This is a genomic window from Phycisphaerae bacterium, from assembly GCA_035275405.1.
Taxonomy (GTDB): domain Bacteria; phylum Planctomycetota; class Phycisphaerae; order UBA1845; family UTPLA1; genus DATEMU01.
This window is the reverse complement of record DATEMU010000014.1, coordinates 118230-138145: the sequence shown is the minus strand read 5'-3', so window position 1 is coordinate 138145 and position 19916 is coordinate 118230. Positions and strand designations below refer to the sequence as shown.

General features: G+C 61.0%; 21 protein-coding genes, 1 pseudogene and 1 riboswitch. All 22 genes and pseudogenes read right to left on the bottom strand.

The genetic code is table 11. The features are described from left to right. Window positions 1-72: 72 nt before the first annotated feature. The 22 genes and pseudogenes from VJZ71_17090 to VJZ71_16985 all read right to left on the bottom strand — a co-directional run bounded on the left by VJZ71_17090 (window position 73) and on the right by VJZ71_16985 (window position 19690). A pseudogene (locus VJZ71_17090) lies at window positions 73-411 on the bottom strand (ankyrin repeat domain-containing protein). A 310-nt stretch (window positions 412-721) separates the two neighbouring features. Further along, window positions 722-1144 carry a hypothetical protein gene (locus tag VJZ71_17085; GenBank protein HKQ49792.1) on the bottom strand — a complete coding sequence of 141 codons (423 nt, stop codon included), beginning with the start codon at window positions 1142-1144 and terminating at the stop codon, window positions 722-724. Between the two features lie 317 nt (window positions 1145-1461). Then, complete coding sequence (locus VJZ71_17080; GenBank protein ID HKQ49791.1) at window positions 1462-2007, bottom strand: hypothetical protein; 546 nt, start codon at window positions 2005-2007, stop codon at window positions 1462-1464. A 567-nt stretch (window positions 2008-2574) separates the two neighbouring features. After that, on the bottom strand, window positions 2575-3612 hold the full coding sequence (locus VJZ71_17075) for a kelch repeat-containing protein (protein HKQ49790.1): 1038 nt from the start codon (window positions 3610-3612) through the stop codon (window positions 2575-2577). A 122-nt stretch (window positions 3613-3734) separates the two neighbouring features. Then, window positions 3735-4007: a DUF4242 domain-containing protein gene (locus VJZ71_17070; protein HKQ49789.1), complete on the bottom strand. Its 273-nt coding sequence runs from the start codon at window positions 4005-4007 to the stop codon at window positions 3735-3737. Between the two features lie 67 nt (window positions 4008-4074). Further along, window positions 4075-5130: a hypothetical protein gene (locus VJZ71_17065; protein HKQ49788.1), complete on the bottom strand. Its 1056-nt coding sequence runs from the start codon at window positions 5128-5130 to the stop codon at window positions 4075-4077. Window positions 5131-5224: 94 nt separating this feature from the next. After that, window positions 5225-5497, bottom strand: coding sequence for a DUF4242 domain-containing protein (locus tag VJZ71_17060; GenBank protein ID HKQ49787.1), 273 nt, complete (start codon window positions 5495-5497; stop codon window positions 5225-5227). Between the two features lie 54 nt (window positions 5498-5551). After that, window positions 5552-5770 carry a hypothetical protein gene (locus tag VJZ71_17055; protein ID HKQ49786.1) on the bottom strand — a complete coding sequence of 73 codons (219 nt, stop codon included), beginning with the start codon at window positions 5768-5770 and terminating at the stop codon, window positions 5552-5554. Next, complete coding sequence (locus VJZ71_17050) at window positions 5767-6240, bottom strand: hypothetical protein (protein HKQ49785.1); 474 nt, start codon at window positions 6238-6240, stop codon at window positions 5767-5769. The genes VJZ71_17055 and VJZ71_17050 overlap by 4 nt, the downstream gene beginning before the upstream one ends. Before the next feature lie 4 nt (window positions 6241-6244). Next, entirely contained in the window at window positions 6245-7933 is a 1689-nt protein-coding gene (gene thiC / locus VJZ71_17045; GenBank protein ID HKQ49784.1) for a phosphomethylpyrimidine synthase ThiC, read from the bottom strand. Beyond that, a complete protein-coding gene (locus tag VJZ71_17040; GenBank protein HKQ49783.1) occupies window positions 7930-8685 on the bottom strand; it encodes a peptidase E in 756 nt (251 codons plus the stop codon). Before VJZ71_17040 ends, thiC begins: the two co-directional genes overlap by 4 nt. A 154-nt stretch (window positions 8686-8839) precedes the next feature. Further along, complete coding sequence (locus VJZ71_17035) at window positions 8840-9565, bottom strand: hypothetical protein (GenBank protein HKQ49782.1); 726 nt, start codon at window positions 9563-9565, stop codon at window positions 8840-8842. Beyond that, window positions 9565-9927 (bottom strand): cupin domain-containing protein, encoded by a 363-nt coding sequence (locus tag VJZ71_17030; GenBank protein HKQ49781.1) that lies wholly within the window; start codon window positions 9925-9927, stop codon window positions 9565-9567. Before VJZ71_17030 ends, VJZ71_17035 begins: the two co-directional genes overlap by 1 nt. Further along, window positions 9914-11185 carry a TIGR03435 family protein gene (locus VJZ71_17025; protein ID HKQ49780.1) on the bottom strand — a complete coding sequence of 424 codons (1272 nt, stop codon included), beginning with the start codon at window positions 11183-11185 and terminating at the stop codon, window positions 9914-9916. Before VJZ71_17025 ends, VJZ71_17030 begins: the two co-directional genes overlap by 14 nt. A gap of 28 nt (window positions 11186-11213) precedes the next feature. After that, the gene (locus VJZ71_17020; protein ID HKQ49779.1) at window positions 11214-12008 is read right to left on the bottom strand and encodes a dienelactone hydrolase family protein; all 795 of its coding nucleotides are present in this window, start codon (window positions 12006-12008) and stop codon (window positions 11214-11216) included. Window positions 12009-12099: 91 nt separating this feature from the next. Further along, window positions 12100-12258: riboswitch (TPP riboswitch) on the bottom strand. A 65-nt stretch (window positions 12259-12323) separates the two neighbouring features. Further along, window positions 12324-13403 carry an alpha/beta hydrolase-fold protein gene (locus tag VJZ71_17015; protein ID HKQ49778.1) on the bottom strand — a complete coding sequence of 360 codons (1080 nt, stop codon included), beginning with the start codon at window positions 13401-13403 and terminating at the stop codon, window positions 12324-12326. Between the two features lie 23 nt (window positions 13404-13426). Continuing rightward, complete coding sequence (locus VJZ71_17010; GenBank protein HKQ49777.1) at window positions 13427-13780, bottom strand: cupin domain-containing protein; 354 nt, start codon at window positions 13778-13780, stop codon at window positions 13427-13429. Between the two features lie 77 nt (window positions 13781-13857). Next, window positions 13858-14355: a DinB family protein gene (locus tag VJZ71_17005; protein HKQ49776.1), complete on the bottom strand. Its 498-nt coding sequence runs from the start codon at window positions 14353-14355 to the stop codon at window positions 13858-13860. Window positions 14356-14430: 75 nt separating this feature from the next. Beyond that, window positions 14431-14874, bottom strand: coding sequence for a hypothetical protein (locus VJZ71_17000; GenBank protein HKQ49775.1), 444 nt, complete (start codon window positions 14872-14874; stop codon window positions 14431-14433). Between the two features lie 15 nt (window positions 14875-14889). Further along, window positions 14890-16221: a PQQ-dependent sugar dehydrogenase gene (locus VJZ71_16995; GenBank protein ID HKQ49774.1), complete on the bottom strand. Its 1332-nt coding sequence runs from the start codon at window positions 16219-16221 to the stop codon at window positions 14890-14892. A 269-nt stretch (window positions 16222-16490) separates the two neighbouring features. Continuing rightward, window positions 16491-17186: a response regulator transcription factor gene (locus tag VJZ71_16990; GenBank protein ID HKQ49773.1), complete on the bottom strand. Its 696-nt coding sequence runs from the start codon at window positions 17184-17186 to the stop codon at window positions 16491-16493. Then, on the bottom strand, window positions 17183-19690 hold the full coding sequence (locus VJZ71_16985; GenBank protein ID HKQ49772.1) for a PAS domain S-box protein: 2508 nt from the start codon (window positions 19688-19690) through the stop codon (window positions 17183-17185). The genes VJZ71_16990 and VJZ71_16985 overlap by 4 nt, the downstream gene beginning before the upstream one ends. Between the last annotated feature and the right edge of the window lie 226 nt (window positions 19691-19916).

Below are 19916 nucleotides of genomic sequence, written 5' to 3'. Positions count from 1 at the left end.
CTGGCAGAGCTTTTTCGACTCCTCGGACAGAGGCAGGGACTTCTGGCCGATGTCGGCGTCGCCGAGTTCTTCGAGGTACTTCACGACGGCCTTCGCCTCGTCCCCGCCTGCCTTCGCATGGCTGAGCAGCGTAATGCCATGCGGGCCATGCGTCCGCTGGATGCCGGGGTTGGCGGCGATGTATGCCTTCACGACGTCGAGCTGCCCCAGCATCGCAAAGGTGAAGATGTCCGGTCGGGCGCCGTGCTTCATGAGCAATGCGGCGATCTCGCGCTGGCCGGTGTGCGACGCCGAGCCGAGGGCGGTTTCCCAATCGCCAAATCCCCAGTCCCACGCCGCCTTGGCCAGCGCGGGATGCTCGGCGAGCAGTTCGCGGACTCGATCGATCTTGGCATGGGAGACGCCAACCATTTCGCGGGCGAGTTCGGGCGGTTGAGTGGGAAATCCCGCGTAGGGTGCGGCGGCCGGCCCTTTTTCTGCAGTGGGGACGGCAAGTAGCCTGGGGACCGTCAATGAAACGACACCGGCGGAGGCGGTGGTGATGGCGGCGCGGCGAGTGATGAGCATGGTAACTCCTTGAATTAGGACCGGCTCACCCGCTTAAACGAAGCCTTCTTTTCGCTATCACGCAGGAGTTCTCTTACCGCGTCGCGTCGCCTACGGTTCACCAATTCGTGATCATCGTTCTTCACCTCTCTCCAGAAACGCGAGACGAAATATGCTATTGTTCCGGCCCGATCCACCGTTCGACATGGCATCCATCCTTCTCCATGACAAACGCCCGCGGAAGCCGGATTCCATCCCCGACGAGCCGACCACTATCGGGTTCGCGAGCCATGCGGGTGATCCACTGATATCCAAGATCAATCTTATCTCTTGTAAACCACTTCTGCGGATATACGGCGATGCGCCGAGAACCCGGTGCCGTGCCAGGTCGAATCTCGAATGCGGCCGCACAGGCTCCTTCCTGAATCATTGCATAGGAGCCCACCATCAACAGTCGATCCAGTCCGGAAAACGCAACGGGCAGGTCAATTCGGTGCTCTCCGGCTTCGAGGTCCAGGCTGAAATAAAACTCTCCGAGGATTTCCGCACCGGAGCGAAACCCACCGTAGTCCTTAATGGATTCGGGTTCCGAATCCAACGAATAATCTGTAAGTGTCTCGGGGTCCAAGGCGAAAACGCGAATGCACCTGCCATCCTCGAACCACAAACCCAATAGGCTCGGCGAAAGCGGAAAGACTCGGGTATACGTCGAGAGGGAAAGTACAATGTGATTCTCATCCCCTTCGGGATGAAGCAGAACCGAGCTCTGCCCGCCCGGACTCGTTTCATTCCGACGCCATTCGAGTCGTTGCCCGTATCGCTCTAGAGGAGGAAACGTCTCCCAATACCAAGGTGCGGGGCCGACGGTCTTGGCAAGAATATCGAGAACTGTCCGATCGTTGGGCATATTGCCGCCTAGGGACACAATGAATCCAATGCGGACAACAGCCGGCCCTCGCGTGCCAGAATCTTATCACCGAACCTGACAAGATCGCGATGGGGCTGTGCGGCGGGACGTAGCTTCAGTATGTGCTCGACGCATTCGTGTTCATGGCCCGCCCCGGTCCATTCGGCGAGGCACAGCAAGGCCGCAGCGGGCGAGCGGCTAATTCCTGCCAGACACTGGAACAGCATTACACCATTGATGGCACCAACGCGCCGGGCGAATTCTATGATCGATCGGGCGTGTTCTTCCGTTGGGGGGTTAAGGATCACCCCAATCTCCGCCGCCTCGCGACGACGAATCCCGTACCGCGCCCGCTGTTCAAGGTCGGTCTCATCGGGTGCCTCCGAGTCGTCAAATTGAAGCACCAACGCATGCGTCGCTCGACTCGTTTCAACAGAGTATTCGCGCTGCCCATGAATCGCAACAATCGCACTGACGTGGGCGGCCTCGGGTTGCCGCAGGTACATGGCGGCTTCGGAATAGCCGAGAATCAGAATCGACGGGTGTTCCGGCATGTTACGTCGCCCATTCAATCACTGCTCTCAAACAACTTGGCCTCTATACTCCTATATTTGGCCGGCGCTGCCTTTTTTTGGCGATGTACCTTCGAACTCTCGTTCTCCTAAATCAACCCGCGGGCTGAGAGGCCGCATTCAGCTCAGTATAAGGATCATTGGGGGTTGCTACGATTCCCTTGTCCCGCTGCCATAAGATGACGCGATAGATTCCGTCGGTCCAGTAAACGGCCTTGTCCTCCGGACGTAGCTTGACTTCAACCGACTGTGGCCCGCCGCCTCCACAACATAACGCATAATGTCCATATACGATGATGTTGGTGCTATTGAACCAACGTTGTACCGAGATACCCGTACTAGTGAATGACCCTGAGCGTCGAGCAAAAAAAAGTTTGTCGTGATCGACGCGAACCTCGTGAACATCGTATACGATTGCCTCTTGGGCGCACGCGCCGCAGGTACCCAGTGCGCCGACAGCGAGGGGCAGAACGATGATCCGAGCCGAACGCGCGCAGCATCGAAGAGTCCTATTTGACGCATGTCGGCTCAATTCGCAAGAGGACGTAATCATCGCCTTAATGTCGTTGACGCTGCCGGCGGCATACTCATCTGCCGCCAAACAGTACCGTCCCACTCCCACGTATCATCGAAGTTATTTTCACTGTAACCGCCAAAAAGGATGACGCGGTCGCGCACGGGGTCAGCGCCGAGGGCATGGACGCATCGGGCGGGGGGCGATTGTTTCACGTCGGCGCGCTGCCATTGTTGGCCATCCCACAGCCAAGTGTCCTCGTACATCGTGCTGCTGCTCGTGTCGCCGCCTCCGAAAAGCACGGTTTTTTTGGTGCCGGCGTGATAGGCCATCCGCGCGCTGGATCGCGCGGAGGGGCCCGGCACGCGCGACCGACTCCATGACCGGCCGTCGAATTCCCATACGTCGGTCAGGGGTTGGGCTCCCGGACGGAAACCGCCGAAGAGCACAACCCGCTTGCGCTTCGCGTCGTACGCCATCGCGTGATGCACACGTGCCTCGGGACCGGGGCCCGTCACCTGCTCCCAGGTCTTGCCATCCCACAGCCACGTATCGTTGAGGAAGGTCTTGGCGTCCTCCCGCTGGCCGCCGAAAACGACGCACTTGCCGAGGTCGGCGTCATACACCATCGCCATGTGGTCACGCGGGCCGGGCTCGTCGGCCTTGAGGGTGCGCCACTTCTTTCCATCGTATTCCGTCACGCCCGACGGATAACGCAAAGGGTCCCCCTCCGAGCCGCCGTAAAGTACGAGTACTTTGCGCTTGGCGTCGAAGGCCACGCCGCCGAGGGATCGACAACGCGGCGCCTTTCGATCGACGACGCTCCATCGCCGGCCGTTCCATCCCCAGATCTCGCGGAGCCCTTTTTTCTGGTCACCGTTGACCAGCAGCACCATCTTTCGGACGGGGTCGAAGACGAGGTTATGACCGGATCGGGCGGGCGGTGTTGCGGATTTGGACTTGTCGCGCGGGGAGGATTTTTGCGCCGAGGGTTTTTTGGTCGGCCCCGGGAAACAGGCGGTAGGGTGGACGAGGGCCAGATACAGACCGAGGACGGAGTATGCGGTGGTCATGGAGGCTCCTGATGGGGATCGCCATAGGAGCAACGACGGGGAGTGCGAACGCTCACGGGGGCGCACGTGGGCTGCCTCTCCGCGCTCCGTCATTCACCAGCCAAGGGCAGGGGTCGCGTGAGCTACTCCGCCGTCGTCGGGTCGATCGTCGTCTTGATCTCGCTGACCCGGTTGCAGGGGAACTCGCCGCGCCTGGCGTGCTCCCGCACCATCTCCTCGTTCGGGGCGATGTAGACGCAATAGACCTTGTCGCCCGTGACATAGCTGTGCAGCCACTGAATCTGCGGGCCGAGGTTCTTCAGGACGCCGCACGATTTCTGCGAAATCGCCTGAAGCTGCTGAGGCGTCAGTTTCCCCACGCCCGGAATCTCCCGTTCGATCAAATACTTTGGCATGATCCGTCTCCTTTTGGTCTAGGATTCCTGCATTTAACGAATTCTGGCTCGACGCCTCGCCACCACTCTATTTCTTAATGGTCTCGGTTTTCGTTCGCACTTCGTTTTCCGGGGCTGCGAAAGCGATCATTGCGGATTCCGCTCGACCAGATACGTTTTCCACGCGATGTAGAGTGGCCTTGCCGCGATGTTCTTTTTCGCTGCCTTCGTTCGCGGAAAATTCAAAGTCGATATGTTCACTGTCCAGTTTAGTTGCGTGAAACTGGAATCTCACAACCTCTCTCAAGGCTCCTTTGTCGTCTTCTCTTGAAGCCTGTAAAGTTATCTGACTCTCTTCCGCTGAATAGCACGACGACACTACATCGTACAACGTGCCGTCCATGCGGTTGAAACTTTTGTTGCCGGGAATTTCGAGCTGGTACATTCCACCCAACATTCCTTCGACCGTGCCGGTCCAATCGAACGTGCCATTGGGGCGTATCACCAAGACGATCTTTTCATCTGCCCCGTCAAGAGCCCAGCACCCGGCGATAGACGATCTTGTTTCCGATTTGAAATCACTCAGTCCACGGTGACATCGAAGCTGGACGCCATTTGTAATTGATCCAGAGTCCCTTCCAGCAACAGTTTGCGTGAACACTGCGCTGCCGTCTGATTTCAATCTCGCCGTCAAAGTGAGCGTGTCCCATGGGTAGGACACTCCGTCGTCCCAGGCGCGGCGGATGGTCACTTGACTACGCGTAGGGCGGTATTTCGCGCTTAACACTTCAAAATCCCCGTAGGGATATCGCAAACCCTTGCGCCGATCCCCTTTCATCGCAAGATTTCGAAATCCTTCGGTGACGCCGCACTCTGTGCGCGACCAATCAAAATGGCCATCGTCCTCGATTTTAAACAGAAGGATATGCCTGTTTTTCCAACTCGGCGGAATGCTGGTGTCGCCAGGATATCCCTTGGACTTCATGGAAGCGTAGAAGTCCCCAAGGGAGATCCACCATGATCCAGCGAGGTTCGAATATGCCCGGCCTCCTCCTGGATTCATGGAGACCTTGGCGCAACCACAGCCAAGAGGTGCGCCGAAGCATGAGATGAGGAACAGCCGCGTCAATCTTCGAGTGTTCACTGGTCAATATTCCGGTCCTAGGTCTGCCCTTGCCCTGAATCGCATGGCGCGGGCGCGATGTCATTGATAGAGCGCGGCCATCGCGACGAACTCTCTACTCCGCCGTCGTCGGATCGATGGTCGTCTTGATCTCGGCGACGCGGTTGCAGGGGAATTCTCCGCGTTTCGCATGGTCGCGGATGATCTCCTCGTTCGGGGCGATGTAGATGCTGTAGACCACGTCGCCCGTGACGTAGCTGTGCTGCCACTGGATCTGCGGCCCCAGGCTCCGCAGCACGCCCGTCGATTTCTGGGCGATCGCCTTGAGCTCCTCCTTCGAGAACTTCCCGGCTCCCGGCATTTGTCGTTCGATCAGGTATTTTGGCATGTGTCGTCTCCTTATCCTCAGTTCCGATCCAAGATTCAATCGGTCGCTATGGGTTCACTTAGCGGATTGCGACTTTCGCACTCGCGCGCGCGTACGACGTCGGGGCGACCGCGCATCGGCGGGACGGTTGCCTGATTCTCGTTTCGCGACAAGCCGCATCAGGCCCTCGACCGTACTGCCGGCCTGTTTCCACAAAGCGCGCCGCGCTCGACGGACCTCTTCGACGACGGGGTCGTTCTGCCAGTCAATGTGTTCGTTGTTCTTCTTCATCATTTTCGCTCCGTCATGAGGGTAAGCGGCGTTGTAATCACGGGCACCGGAAGCTCCAATCGAGCGTTGAGAACACTCAGGTGTCGTATTTTATTCATGTTGGCCAGGTGTTGGCAATTCCATGTCAAGAGAAAATCAATACCGTGGATCGATGCAAGCGCGAGATGCATCGCGTCACCTTCGGCGTCCTTCGGCATAAGCTGGTGGTCGATATAGTATTGGGCCACTTCCCGAGCACCCGGTGGCGCATTCAGCCAGGGCACATTTGCGATCAGGATGCGACCCTTAGCCGCCTTTTCGGGTGGCGAGAGAGCGAGTTCGGCGAGAACATACGCGGAAGTCACAATGCGATATCGACGCCGCTCTCGATCCCACCACTCCCGCGTGGCCTCACGCCATGCCACCGAGCGCGCGTCCTTGCGCGTCTCGAAGTAATAGCTCGGAATCGTTGTTTCAATGTAAACGGATGACATGCTCTTACGCACCGACGTTCAGCTGAACGTATTGCTCCTGCACCCGCTTCGCCTCCTCATCATCCGCCACGATGTCGCTATGGCACGCGTGCTTGGCGCCTCGATGCGACAGAAACTCCACCTGCTCCTGCGTCAGCCCCGGGCTCTTGACCGCGCGCTTTACCGGCTGAAAGCCCTCGGCCTTGCCGCTGGCGAATTCCTGGATCTCCTTGCTGATCCGCATGCTGCACCAGTCGTGACCGCACATCGCGCAGAAGTCCGTATCAACGTCCAGGTCCTCATCGTGCAGGGCGCGGGCCGTCTCGCCGTCGAAGGCGATCTCGAACTGCTTCGGCCAGTTCAGCGCCGCCCGGGCCCGGCTCATGTCGTCGTCCCACTGGCGCGCGGCGACGATCCCGCGGGCGATGTCGCCGGCGTGCGCCGCGATCTTGTAGGCGATGCAGCCCTCCTTGACATCCTGCGCCTTGGGCAGGCCGACGTGCTCCTTCGGCGTGACGTAGCAGAGCATCGCCGCGCCCGACCGCGCCGCCTCCGTCGCGCCGATGCAGCTCGTGATGTGGTCGTAGCCGGGGAAGACGTCCGTCACGAGCGGCCCAAGCACGTAGAACGGCGCGTCATCACAGATCTTCTGCTCGATCTGCATGTTCCAGGCGATCTCGTGCAGCGGGACGTGACCCGGCCCTTCGACCATGACCTGCACGCCCTTCTCGCGGGCCCGCTGCGTGAGTTCGCCGAGCGTCTCCAACTCCGCGATCTGCGCCGCGTCGCCCGCGTCGGCCAGGCAGCCCGGTCGCACGCCATCGCCCAGCGAATAGGTCACGTCGTACTCCCGCATGATCGCGCTGATCTCGTCGAAGAGCGTGTACATCGGGTTCTGCTTGTTGTGCGTGATCATCCACTTGGCGAGCAGGCTGCCGCCGCGGCTGACGAGCCCCGTCACGCGCTTCTTAATGAGGTGCAGGTTCTCCAGCAGAACGCCGGCGTGGATCGTGAAATAATCGACGCCCTGCTGCGCCTGCCGCTCGACTTCCTTGAGGATGTCGCCCTCGGTCAGCTCCTCGATATTCCGCCCGATGATCATGCTGTAGATCGGCACGGTGCCAATGGGGATGGTGCTGTGGTCGATGATCGCCTGCCGGCACTCCACGAGATTCCCGCCGGTCGAAAGGTCCATCAGCGTGTCGGCGCCGTATTTCTGCGCCCACATAAGCTTGTCGACCTCTTCCTTTGTATCGCTGGCGACCGGCGACGCGCCGATGTTGGCGTTGATCTTCGTCGTGATCGTGCGACCGATGCCCATGGGGTCGAGCCGCTTGGCGGCGCGCTCGCCGCGAGAATAGTCGGGATCGCTAATGACGGCCCACCGCTGCGCGACGGTCTGGTTCACCCAGAATGCGGCATCAGCACGATGACCGGGATGACCGGCTGGTAACCATGTCGATTGGCGAATAGATGGCGAATGGTCCTCAGAAGCGCGTCGGTTCCTATTCTGACTTTCGCTATTCGATATTCGCAATTCGCTATTCGAGCTTTGTCCGGCGGCCCCCGCCAGATGCCGCACGTTCGCGGGAATGACGATCCGCCCGCGCGCGACCTCATCGCGAATAAACTCCGGCGTAACGCACTCGCGCTGCGCGACGCGGACCATTTCCGGTGTAACGATGCCCTTGCGGGCGGATTGTAATTGTGTCATGACTTGTCTCCGTCATTGGTGTTTCGCCGCTGGCGTGTGTGCTTCGTCTTCTGCCGCGCGCCCAGCAACCGGGTCGGCAGGGCCGTCTCCCGGACAGCGCCCGCCCGCAGCTCCACGCGGTAGGCCCGCGCCCCGCGCCGCGAACTCAGGCACGCCTTCAGTCTGGTTCCCACGAAATGGAGGGCGGCGTCAACGTCTGCCGCGTAGCCGCCCGGTAGTCCGTCCCGGATCTTCCGATGATAGGTGGGACGGCGCAATGGGTCGGCGTCGTAATAAGGGCACGCGCTACCTGACAGAATGCCCAGGCCGTTTCGCACTGCGGCCAACGGGCCGAAGGAATCCGTCACCCCGCCTTCAAACCAACAGAGCATGCCCGCGCACACTCCGGCGAGGACGATTCCGCGTTGCCAGGCCTCGCGCATAATCTGATCCACGCCGTGCAGTCGCCAGACGGCCAGCAGGTTCGCCGTATTCCCGCCGCCGACATAGATCAGGTCCTGCGCCAGCAACTGCTCGCGCGGAGTCGCGCTATCCCTCGCGAAAAGCGGAAGGTGCGAGGCCTTCGCCCGCGGCCAACGAAACGCCGCGTAGAATCGCTTGACGTAATCCGGGTTATCGCCGCCCGCCGTGGCCACGAAGCAGACCCGGGGCGCCTGTTTTCGCGTCAGCCGCAGCGCGTAATCATCGAGCAGCCTGTTGTCGGGCTGAGCGCTGAACCCGCCGCCGCCGAGCACAACGATTTGGCGTTTCACTCGTGTCATCGATGACTTACCTTGTTGTGTGGACCAGATGGCGTGACGCACTTGCGCTGCGCGACGCGAACCATTTCTAGCGCGAGAATGGCATTGCGGGCGAATTGGATTTGAGTCATGAGTTTACCTCTGCATCGTTGTGATTCGGTGAGGATCAAAGGGGGGCGCACCAATCGTCAAAGTCGCTGTTGCCCTCCAAGACATCCTTAATCTGGGAACGATCAAAGGAACGGCGTTTCCGCGCCTTCCAATAAGCATTAAACAAATCTACGCATTCCACACCAAACAGACTTACAAATGATTCTTCTTGATGTTCATCAAACTCAATACTCCTTGCGTGCAATGCGACCAAGATATGGTCTGATGACGGAGTCCAGAAGATCAGACCCAAACCAAATTGTTCGGGCCGAGCAAAATCGATGTCGTCATAAAGCCATGTACTTTTCGGAACCAAAACATTCGAATCGCAACGCGAAAATCTCTGATCTTCCTCGAGTTGAAAAAAATCGATTTGGTCGACATGGCGAATCATTACATCTAGGGGCGCAGGCTTGCCAAAACAGGAATCTGTTGTCATGCCTCGGTGCCGGGCGAGAACATCGAAGAGGCAATGCGTAGAGAAATCGTCGAGTCGAATATGGAATTCATTATTTACTAGACTGCTGTGGAGCACCTCGCTATCGTGTAAGTAACCTCCCAAATACCAGGCAGCCTTCTGAGTCGCGCGCGATAGATATTGAACAAGCGACCGCCCTCTTTCGCAGGCTGCGCTTTCTGCCGACATCGCATGATCAGTCGCGTCAGTGCTTGAAAGTACATGGTAAATAAAAGGGAACCGGCCTTCCAAATCCGAAACACACGATATGTTCATGCCGCACATCAGATTCTCTTTAATCGCTCCACCGTCCGCTCATTCCGCACATTCCCCGTATTCAGCGTCGTCTTCGGCTCGATCAGCATCACGCAGGCCTCGCCGTGGTCGGCCACGGGCAGGTGCTCCACTCCGCGGGGGATGACGACCATCTCGCCCTCCTTGATGTGCAGGTCACCGTCGCGCAGCTTCATCGTGAAGCAGCCCTTCACAACGAGGAACATCTCGTCCTCATTCTCATGATGGTGCCACACGAACTCATCCTTGAACTTGCCGAGCTTCACGTAGCAGTCATTCACCTCCGCCACGATATGCGGCTTCCACGGCTCGGGGATTCTCGCGAACTTCTCCGCCAGGTTAATCTTCGATATCATCATGGCTCCTTTCGCCGCCCCTCGACTCGTTCTCAACCACCAGAAACTCCACGCGCCGTCGCGCCGGTCGCAGCTCCAGGCCGAGCGTCTGCTCAACGGCCTGAATCACCGGCTCGGGCCCGTCGCCTTCCCATTTCAGCTTGATGTCATACCGACCGGCGAGCCCCGTCTCGTCGATGACCGGTGTACTGAGCCGGGTCCCCAGAAGCGCGGCAAGCCTCTTGAGCGTTTCGCCGGTCAACTCAATTTTATCAGTGGATGATCTGGTGCCCGATCCGCCACTTGCCATCGCAGTCGGCTTCAGCAACGACGAACCGCCCTCGGGCAATGTCAGGACGTATACGTCCGATTCGCGGCGTTCGCGTCGCGTCGTGATGCCAAAGGCCGTTTCGGTGGCCCGCCGCAGAAGGGGATACAACTGTTCCGCCTTTCCGGCCGGCAAGGATGCAACGACGTCATAGTATCCGTCGGGCAGCGTGGCGCGCAGATCAACGAGATAAGCCGGCGTCTGATAAACGCTGGAAAGCAGGTTTAGCGGCGGGTTGGAGACCAGGCTCATTTTTCCCACGCCGATCGTCGTGCCGGCACCGAAACCTTCCGCCGTGGGACGGATGACGATCTCAAACATGGGTTCCGCCGCGACCGGCTCCTCGCGTTTGGCGGGGACGACGGGCCGCTCGTCCTCCGCCGGGCGCAGGATCACGGGCTTTCCTGAAATAAGCGACTCCAGTGCCTCGACCGTGACATCGTGCGGATACCCGATGGCGGCCACGGTGCCCCTGGCATCGACCAGGACCGTATGGGGGATGCCCTTCACGTTGTAGTCGCGGAAGAACGAACGATCGGTGTCCAGTCCGATCCAACTGCTCATGCTCCGCCGTTTCAGGAAGGGGATGATCTTCGCTTCGGGCTCGTGGGTGACGGAGATAAACACGATCGGCTTGTCCTTGAACCGGCCGGCCAGCTCGTTCATGTGGGGAATGGCCCCGACGCACGGGGCGCACCACGTCGCCCAGAACTCCAGCACGACGCATTTGCCCTTGAGTGACTCCCATGACGGGACGACCCGCGGAGGAGCTTGCAGAAACTTCTCAATCGTCAGCGCGGGGGCCGGTTTTCCGACGAGGTCGGCTTGTCCCACTTGGATGACCGGTGGGCGCGCTGCCTGTTTGGAGGGTGATTCTCCGGGCTCCGCGCGCAGGAAACTCGGATGGGCTGTCGCACACAAGACGACGACAATACACCGAGATCGCATAATATTGATCACTGACGAATGCCCCTTTTCATTTTCTGAGGTTCGCTTCCAGGAAGTGTTCAATCTCCCCCCACGCCTTCTTCGCCTGCTCCGCGTGGTAACCCTTCTTGTTGGTTTCGTTCAAGAACGCGTGACCCGCGCCGGGGTAAATATGGTGCGTCGCCTTCACGCCCGCCTCATTCAGCGCCTTTTTGAACGGCTCCACCTCGATTCCCCGGTCGGTCTCGCCCCAGATGCCCAGCAGCGGCCCCTTGATCTTGCGCAGCTCCGCCACGTCCGTGACCGGTCGACCGTAGCAGACGACGGTACAGGCGACCTTGGGCTCGGCGATGGCCAGCTTCAGTGCGAACCCGCCGCCCATGCACCAGCCCATGACGCCGATTCGCTGACCCTTCGTCGCCTCATGCCGCACGAGGTAGTCGAAGCCCGCCCGCAAGTCCGCCATCGCCCGGTCATCGGACAGACCCCGCATCAGCTCGTGCGCATGATCCCGGTCCGCCGCCACCTCGCCGCGATACAGATCGACGGCCAGCACGACATAGCCCTTTTGGGCGTAACGATCGGCCTGCTGCTTGACCCAATCGTTCAGCCCCCACCACTCGTGGATCAGCAGCAGCCCCGGCAGCGGCGTGGCCGAGTCCTGCCGCGCAAGATAACAGGAGAGCTTCGCATCGCCCTGTGTGATCGTGACCGTCTCGTGGATCATCTTGGCGACGGACAGCTTCGCAGGGCCGGCGCCGGGCCGGTTCGACTCCTGCGCGGCGGTCATCGACGTCGCGAGGAACATGACATAGGACATCACGAGGAAAGACACTGGGCGCATGGGCGTGATCCTTTCTTACGTGAGTGGCGACAGAGGCGCAGAGCCGCGTTCACGGACTCGCCGCAATCGCTGATGGAAGGACGTGCTGTTTCTGTGGATCATGTCGCTTCCCTACGCACCTTGCCGCAACCTCGCCGCCTTAGGTCTCAAGCCTCAGGCCTCAAGTCGCGTCTTGGTGATCAGGTTCCAAGGGTCTCGGCTCACCGGCCGAATCTCAGCCCGCTCCGCGCGGACGCCCCTAGCGAACGGAAAGATGCTAGTCCTTTGAAACGCCGGCCGCAAGAGGGTGAAGAAATACTACGCCACAACTTGAGATCACCCGTCAGGGATTGGCGCACCCAGGATAAAGCGGATCGCCTCGATCTGCCTCCGGGAGTTATCCTCGGGAGGCTCGTGGCCGCAACCGGACACGATCTCCAACTCGACCGACCATCCGGCGGCCTTCAACTCTTTGTACGCGTCCTCAGAGCGCGGACGCAGCGTGTCCAATTCACCCGACAGCAGATACACCCGCCCGGCGCGCTCGATGCGCGCGGCCCGCCACGCCTCTTCCCCGAGCGGTTTGTAAACCGTCGCCTGGGCAAACGCGCCGGCGAATTGCTTCGGGGAATCGCAAAGCAGCCGAAGCGCCACGACGCCGCCCTGCGAGTATCCGGTCAAGACGATCCTGCGCTCGTTAATAGCGGCCTTCTTCCTGGCCAGGCGAATCGCTTCGTCCGCCAGCCTCCTGCACGCCGCAAGGTCTATCCTGGACGTGTCGCGGTCGCGCGTCGCCTCCGGGCTCTCCCAGACGTTTAGCAAATTGTCCGACACCCGATGCACGCCGCGTGGCGCGACAATGACTGCGCCGAGGGAATTCGCGGCGTCTCTCCACGTCGGCACAAAAGCGTGTGGGTTTTCATTCCGGCCGTGAAACGCCACGATCAGCGGAGCGGGTTGGGCCTTATCGAGCCCCGGCGGAAGGTAGACGACGATATTCTCTTTTTCAATCTCGGCGATTCGCTCGTAGAGCCGCTGGTATCGCGGGTCGCGTCGCATTCCCTCAAAGGCCGGCTCCTCGCGAAGCGCTTGGGTTTGATTCCAACCGTTTTCGACCGCGGTTTCGAGAAGCCGCAGCGGCTCGTCCGTCTCTCCGAGCTGGGCCAGGCACCGCGCCAGGGCCACTTTCGACGTCGACTCGTGCGGTATCAGCAGCAGCACCTCTCGATAGTAACCCGCCGCCCGCTTCCAATCCTTCGCCTCGTCGGCCGATTGGGCCGCCGTCCATGCCGCATCCATCTTCGTGGCCCAATGGCTTTGCTGGGCGAATGCCCCGACCGGCAGCAAGAGCACGATGAGGAATCCAATCGGCGTCGAATGCCGACGAGAGCGCTCACATCGCTGGGTGGATGGCATGATGACTGTCTCGAACAAGGCCGTCAGGCCGCGTAATCGTCCGCGCCGAGGAAATGCAGCGACACATACGGCTCGTCCCCGACCACCCAGCTATCGTGCCCCGGCGCGACATAGAACACGTCGCCCGGTTTCATCTCGATCTCGCGGCCGTCAGCCATCTTCACCATCGCGCGCCCCGACACAACCATTCCGACGTGTTCGACCTGACACAGCGCCGCGCCGGTCGCCGCGCCGACGTGGATCGACCACTTCCAGCCCGGCTCGTAGGTCGCGCGGCCGATGGTCATCGCGCCCATGCGAATCACGTCGAACTTTCCCCTCTCGAACGTCCGCGTCTCGTCGGGGGCGTCGAAACGTTTGAGGATGGCGTCGTGCATGTTAAATTAAGTTGATACGACGTGAAGCCGCGTTTTATTATTATTCCGCATTCCGCAATCCGAATTCCGCATTCAGCCTACGCCGGCTTCCGCACCCAATACATGTAATCGACTTCCGGCGCCGAGGCGCCGAGCCGACGCAGCATATTGACTGCCTGCGCACGGTGGTGTATCGAATGGGTGATCCCCTGCATGATCATGTCGCCGAGCGACGCCTTGTACAGGCTGCCCTTTGAGTCGCGATAGGTGATGACGCGCCCAACGTCTGCATCCTTGAGCGTCGCCATGAACGGGGCGCGATCGGAATAAACGCCCTTGAACCGCTCGTCAATGTTGGGCACGGTCGCCTTCAGTTCCTCGTCCGGCCACGGCGTTTCCGTTTTCCCCTTCCATCGCGCCAGCCAGACGCTTTCACCGGCCCACAGGTGCATGAACGTCTTGCGCAGCGTGCCGCGGCCCATGTCGAAGCACTGATCGAGCTGCTCATCGTTCAAACCCGCCGCCGCGCGAAGGAGTTGCTCGTTGGCCCATTCGCTGTATCGCAGAAACGCCTGAAAACGATCGAGATCGTGCATGGCACTCCCTCCAAAGCACAAAACAGCCTCCGATTTGCGACGGAGTCACGAAATCCACACGCCTTTCCTGCTACCTTAGTTATTCGGGGCGCCCTGTGCAATCCAGTCGCGCAAAAGCGCCACCTCATTCGCCGAGAGCCGCGCGCCGAACAGCGGCATCGTCGAACCGACGGGCGGCGTATCCGAGCTGACCTTCCAATAAAGCAGACTACCGTTGGGTATACCGGGGACCACGAGCGTAAAACTCGCATCCTGTTCGCTCGGTTGATTGACGATCGCCGCGTACGCAACGCCGGCCTCCAGATTCAACGTAACCCCGCTGAGCGGCGGCCCGCCGCCGCTGTGGCAGTCGATGCAATGGGCGTTAAAGATTGGCTGAATCTGATTGGCGAACGAAACCATCTGTCCGGACGGAGGCGGGGGCGTGTTGACATTACCTTGACAACCCGGGCCCATTCCGGCCGCCGCGGCAATAAGCGATGAAACACCGACCCACGCGGTCATTCGGCGTAATTGCATTGGTTCATTCTCCACTTACGGGACAACCTTGTATACCTTCCCCGTGTTGCCTGTCGGCCCGGAATTCGCACTGCTCAGAAGATACAGTTCGCCCGCCATATCCCGCCCCATGCCGAGCAGGAACTCCCCAATTCGCCCACCCGATCGGTCGCGCACGGTGAGATGCTCCATCGTCCAACTCCCGTCGCCCGCTTCCGTCCCCACAAACAGGGACCCGTCGGGAAAGAGAAAGCCCTTGCTCCAGTCGCCAAAGACATACCGGCCCGTCAGACCGGGTATCGCCCCGCCGCGATAGACAAACCCCCCGATGACCGCAATGCCCGACGGCCCGCCGGATGAATCGGAATGCGGGTATTGGAGAATCGGAGGAATGAGCGGCTCGCCGTCGGCCGCGGTATTCGCGCACTGCGCGGGGGGATTATTCGAATCGGCGGGATCAAAGCATCCCGCGCCCTCGCGAATCCGCCAACCGAGATTGTCGCCCTTGGCGGCGATGCTCACCTCTTCAAACAGATTCTGACCGACGTCTGCGACAAAAAGCCGCCGCTCGCCGCCCGAATCAAATGAAAACCGCCAGGGATTCCGCGCGCCGAGCACGTAGATCTCCGGCCGGGCCCCCGCCTCCGCGACAAACGGGTTATCCGCCGGGATGCCATAGGGCGAGCCCGCATTGACATTGATTCGCAGTATCTTTCCGAGCAGCGTCGTCTTGTCCTGCGCATTGCCAATCGTCGGATTGTGACCGTCGCCGCTGTCGCCCGCCCCGCCGCCATCGCCGATCCCGAAGAGCAAAAAGCCGTCCGGATCAAACGCAAGCTGCCCGCCGTTGTGATTGCCCTGCGGCTTACCGACGGTCAGTAGCACGATTTCGCTCCCCGCATCGGCGACACTGGGATCGCCGCTGACATGAAACTCCGAGACGCGGACATTCATATCCCATCCCGTGATCATCGCCCCGTTGTTCGGGTTGTAGAACACGAAAAACCGCCCGTTCGACGCGTAGTCCGGATGAAACGCCATGCCCAGCAGCCCGCGCTCATCGTACGCAGCGCTCAACGAAACGACCCGGTCGGCCACATCGAGAAACGGCGTCGGCAGCAATCCCCCGCCCGCGTCGATCACGCGAATCCGCCCGGGCTGATCCACGACAAACAACCGGCCGCTCCCATCCGGCGGCGCCGCCAGATCGACCGGCGCAGTCAGGCCGTCGGCAACGAGTTGCAGCCCGATGTTGTCGGCGGTGGGTGGTGGTGGTGCCGGCGGGCAGCCGCCGACCAGGATCGACGCGATGATCACTGTCAACGAGATGGCCACTGGCCAGCGCGATCGCAGGAGAAGATATTGCATGGTGCGCGATCCTCCGCGGAGCCCGAATCTCGTGATTGTATCGCCTCGACGACCTCTCAATCCAGTCAATCCCGGGGCCGCCCCGCCAATTCGCTTCAGCGCGATGATGTCCTTCAGAAAATCAACCCGTGTGGATGGGTCCTCAAGCGGGATGACGGTCGAGCGGCAGTAACGTGCTTCAGGGGCAGGCGGCGGATCCATCGCGAATGAGAGGTCGGCGCATGATGCGAGAGTACCGCCGCTGATCTTCATCAGAGACGGTTTCGATGTCAGGACGGCGCGGGCGTGCTCGGCGGGCGGACGCGCAGGACCATTTCCACCAGTTCGGCGACCGATTCGACGCCGATCTTGTTCATCACGCGAGCCCGATGCACATCCACGGTCTTCTTGCTGATGCCCAGTTCGGCGGCCACTTCCTTGCTGACCTTGCCGGCGACGACACGCTCCATGACCTGCCGCTCGCGATCCGTCAACTGGTCGAGCTTGGCCTGGATCTTGGAGTGCTCGGCCTGGCCCTCGCGCTGCCGGGCGTCGCGATGCAGGGCCTCGTGGACGAATTCCAGGAGGAGCTGCTTGCTGAACGGCTTCTCCATGAACTGCACCGCGCCGTTCTTGATGGCGCGGACCGCGATCGGCACGTCGCCGTGACCGGACACGAAGATGATCGGAATCTTCACGCCCTGCGCGTTGAAGTGCTCCTGCAGCTCAAGCCCGCTCATCCGCGGCATGCGCACGTCGAGCACCAGACAACCGGGACGCTCGGGCCGGTAGGCTTCCAGAAACTCCTGCGCGGAGGCGTAGGTCTCCACCGGCAGCCCGACGGATCGAATCAGCATGTCCAGCGACTTGCGAACCGGCTGATCGTCATCCACCACGAATACGGTCGGTTGTTGGTTCATCGGTCTTTTCTCCGAAGCAAAGGTGATGCGTTGGGCGACACCTACATCGGCTTGTTGTTGGTTCATGGCTTTTTTCTCCGAAGTGAAGGAAGGGTGAAATGAAAGGTCGTACCCCGGGCGCCGTTGGGCGTCGCCCAGATACGACCGCTATGAACTTCCAGGATCGATCGGCTGATGGACAGGCCCAGGCCCAGGCCTTCGTGCTTGGTGCTGAAGAACGGCTCGAAGAGTTTTTCACGAAGGGGCTCGGGCACCCCCGCGCCGCTGTCGCTGACCTGCACTTCAACGAGGTCCTTTTGCTGTGCGGTCTGGATGGTCAGGACGCGCTTGTTGGGCGGAGATTGGCGCATGGCATCACAGGCGTTGCGCACCAGATTGACCATGACCTGCTGAAGCTGAATCGGGTCGGCCATGACGGACAAGGGACGAGAGGCCAGCTTCAGACGCACCTGGATCTCATCGCGCCGCGCTTCGGGCTGGGTCAGGGCCAACACCTCACGAACGATGTCGTTGGGATCGATGGGTTGGCGCTCGGGGGTGCGCCGGCGGACGAATTCGCGGAGGCGCCGAATGACCTCGCCGGCGCGCTCGGCCTGCTTGGCCACGTCGGAAAAAGCCCTTTGCAGTTCCGCAGGATCGGCGTGATCCGACTGCACCAGTTCCACGCAGGCTTCGGCGAAGTTGACGATCGCGCAGAGCGGCTGGTTCAGTTCGTGCGCCAGTCCGGAGGCCATTTCTCCCATCGTCGCGAGACGCGAGACGTGGGCCAATTGCGCGAGCTGGTGTCGGGCGCGTTCTTCGGCGCTGGCCCGCTCCAGCGCCAGGGCGGCGAGGCGCACCACGGCGTCGACGGAAGCGAGGGCGGAAGGCGAAGGCGCGCCTTCCGCGGTCCCGTAGACCGCGACCACACCCAACAGATCGCCGTTGGGAGCGAGGATCGGCTCGATCCAATAAGAGAGAAACCCCCGCCGGCGGCGCATGATGCCGATCCGATCACCGGACACCGCCTCGACAATGGTTCGTTTGCCGCACAACGGCGGCGGAGGGCCGACGACCGCGTGCGACCCGAAAATGTCAACGCCGGAGATGGGCCGGGGGTCGACGGGCGATCGGCCGTTGGTCCCCGAATTGACCGGCGCAGGATGAGGCGGCAAGCGCATCACGCATTTCGCACCCGGCATGAGTTCTTCCAGTGTGTGGCATAAAGTTTCCAGGACGATCCCCAGCGCTCCCCCGGCGGCAACGAGTTCGAGGATGTGGTTCTCATGGGCCAGCAGGGTTTCGGCGCGCCGGCGCTGCTCCACCTCCTCGCGCAGGCGCTCGTTGGCCTGGGCGAGTTCCACCGCCCGCTCCCGAACGCGGCCGCGCAGAATTTCCTCACTGCGTCGCCGGTCGGTAATGTCGAGGCAGGAACCGATGTAGCCGGTAAATGATCCGTCGTCGCGGATCAACGGCACCCCCGCGTCGAGGACCCAGCGGTATTCTCCATCGTAGCGGCGATGACGAAACTCCATCTCGAATGGATCGCGCCGGTTGAACGCGGCGACATAGATTTCCATGCATCGCTCGCGATCGTCGGGATGAACGACTTCCAACCAGCCCTCGCCCAATTCCTGCGTCAACGTTCGGCCGGTAAACGTGAGCCAGGAGCGATTAAACCAGGTACAGCGCCGGTCGGTCCCGCTCATCCAGATCATGACCGGGGCGCTGTCCGCCATTCGCCGGAAGCGTTCCTCGCTGGCGCGGAGGCCCTCTTCCGCGGCCAGCCAGTCGGTGATGTCAAAGGCGACGCCGGCGACATAGGCGGGCTCGCCGTCGTATCCGGGAACGGTGAACTTCCGAACCATCGAACGATGTGTCACGCCGTCTTTCTGTTGGAGCACTTCGATCGTCTGAAGGCTGCCCCCCTCTTCGATCGCCCGCCGGTCGTTCTCGCGAAACTGCCGGGCCGTCTCGACGGGAAAAATATCTTCGTCGGTTTTTCCGCGAAGGTGTTCCAGGGGCGTATTAAAGACGGCCTCGGCTTCGAGGTTCGCATAAACGTAACGGCCGGACAGGTCTTTCATCCAGGCGGCGCCGGGCAAATAACGCATGAACGCGGCGAAACGCTCCTCGCTCTCGCGCAGGGCCTGTTCCGAACGGACCCGCGCGCTGATGTCCCGGACCATCCCCGTGAAGATCCTCCGCTCGCCCAGCCACGTCTCGCTGACCGCAAGTTCCAGGGGAAACACGCTTCCATCGCGGCGGCGGCCCCGGACCTCGCGGCCGATCCCGATGATCTTGCGCTCGCCGGTTTCGCGATAGTTGGAAAGGTAACGATCATGCTCGCCGCGAAAGGGCTCGGGCATGAGGACACGGACGTTCTGCCCGATCAATTCTTCCTCGGAATATCCAAAGAGGCGGACGACCGCCGGATTAACGGATTCGATCACCCCGCGATCGTCGATGGTAATGATCCCGTCAACCGCGGTTCCGACGACGGCCTGCAGCCGCGCGAGCGCCTCGCGCTCGGAGGACCGCCCTTCCTCCGCGTCCCCGACCGACTGAGAATAGTCGTTCCGAGACTTCATGCCCGAAGCGACTCCCCATAGATTGCTCGGTGCATGAAGATCCATGACACCCGTCCTCCCGCGGCCCGGCGGGATTGATGCAAGCGGACAAATACCCGGTCATCTCTATTATATACTACTCCCGACAGGGCTCCGGATAACTTCTGTCCGGTCGCAGGATCGGAATCATCGACGGAGGATCCGTGGGCCCCGGGCCCGGGCCAGGCGTCGCCCCCCGGGGCGGCGC

Coding starts and splice junctions, on each gene's coding strand:
- VJZ71_17080 (HKQ49791.1), bottom strand. CDS start 2,007: ATGCCGGAACACCCGTCGATTCTGATTCTCGGCTATTCCGAAGCCGCC.
- VJZ71_17075 (HKQ49790.1), bottom strand. CDS start 3,612: ATGACCACCGCATACTCCGTCCTCGGTCTGTATCTGGCCCTCGTCCAC.
- VJZ71_17070 (HKQ49789.1), bottom strand. CDS start 4,007: ATGCCAAAGTATTTGATCGAACGGGAGATTCCGGGCGTGGGGAAACTG.
- VJZ71_17060 (HKQ49787.1), bottom strand. CDS start 5,497: ATGCCAAAATACCTGATCGAACGACAAATGCCGGGAGCCGGGAAGTTC.
- VJZ71_17055 (HKQ49786.1), bottom strand. CDS start 5,770: ATGATGAAGAAGAACAACGAACACATTGACTGGCAGAACGACCCCGTC.
- VJZ71_17050 (HKQ49785.1), bottom strand. CDS start 6,240: ATGTCATCCGTTTACATTGAAACAACGATTCCGAGCTATTACTTCGAG.
- thiC (HKQ49784.1), bottom strand. CDS start 7,933: ATGACACAATTACAATCCGCCCGCAAGGGCATCGTTACACCGGAAATG.
- VJZ71_17035 (HKQ49782.1), bottom strand. CDS start 9,565: ATGTGCGGCATGAACATATCGTGTGTTTCGGATTTGGAAGGCCGGTTC.
- VJZ71_17025 (HKQ49780.1), bottom strand. CDS start 11,185: ATGCGATCTCGGTGTATTGTCGTCGTCTTGTGTGCGACAGCCCATCCG.
- VJZ71_17020 (HKQ49779.1), bottom strand. CDS start 12,008: ATGCGCCCAGTGTCTTTCCTCGTGATGTCCTATGTCATGTTCCTCGCG.
- VJZ71_17015 (HKQ49778.1), bottom strand. CDS start 13,403: ATGCCATCCACCCAGCGATGTGAGCGCTCTCGTCGGCATTCGACGCCG.
- VJZ71_17010 (HKQ49777.1), bottom strand. CDS start 13,780: ATGCACGACGCCATCCTCAAACGTTTCGACGCCCCCGACGAGACGCGG.
- VJZ71_17005 (HKQ49776.1), bottom strand. CDS start 14,355: ATGCACGATCTCGATCGTTTTCAGGCGTTTCTGCGATACAGCGAATGG.
- VJZ71_17000 (HKQ49775.1), bottom strand. CDS start 14,874: ATGCAATTACGCCGAATGACCGCGTGGGTCGGTGTTTCATCGCTTATT.
- VJZ71_16995 (HKQ49774.1), bottom strand. CDS start 16,221: ATGCAATATCTTCTCCTGCGATCGCGCTGGCCAGTGGCCATCTCGTTG.
- VJZ71_16990 (HKQ49773.1), bottom strand. CDS start 17,186: ATGAACCAACAACAAGCCGATGTAGGTGTCGCCCAACGCATCACCTTT.
- VJZ71_16985 (HKQ49772.1), bottom strand. CDS start 19,690: ATGAAGTCTCGGAACGACTATTCTCAGTCGGTCGGGGACGCGGAGGAA.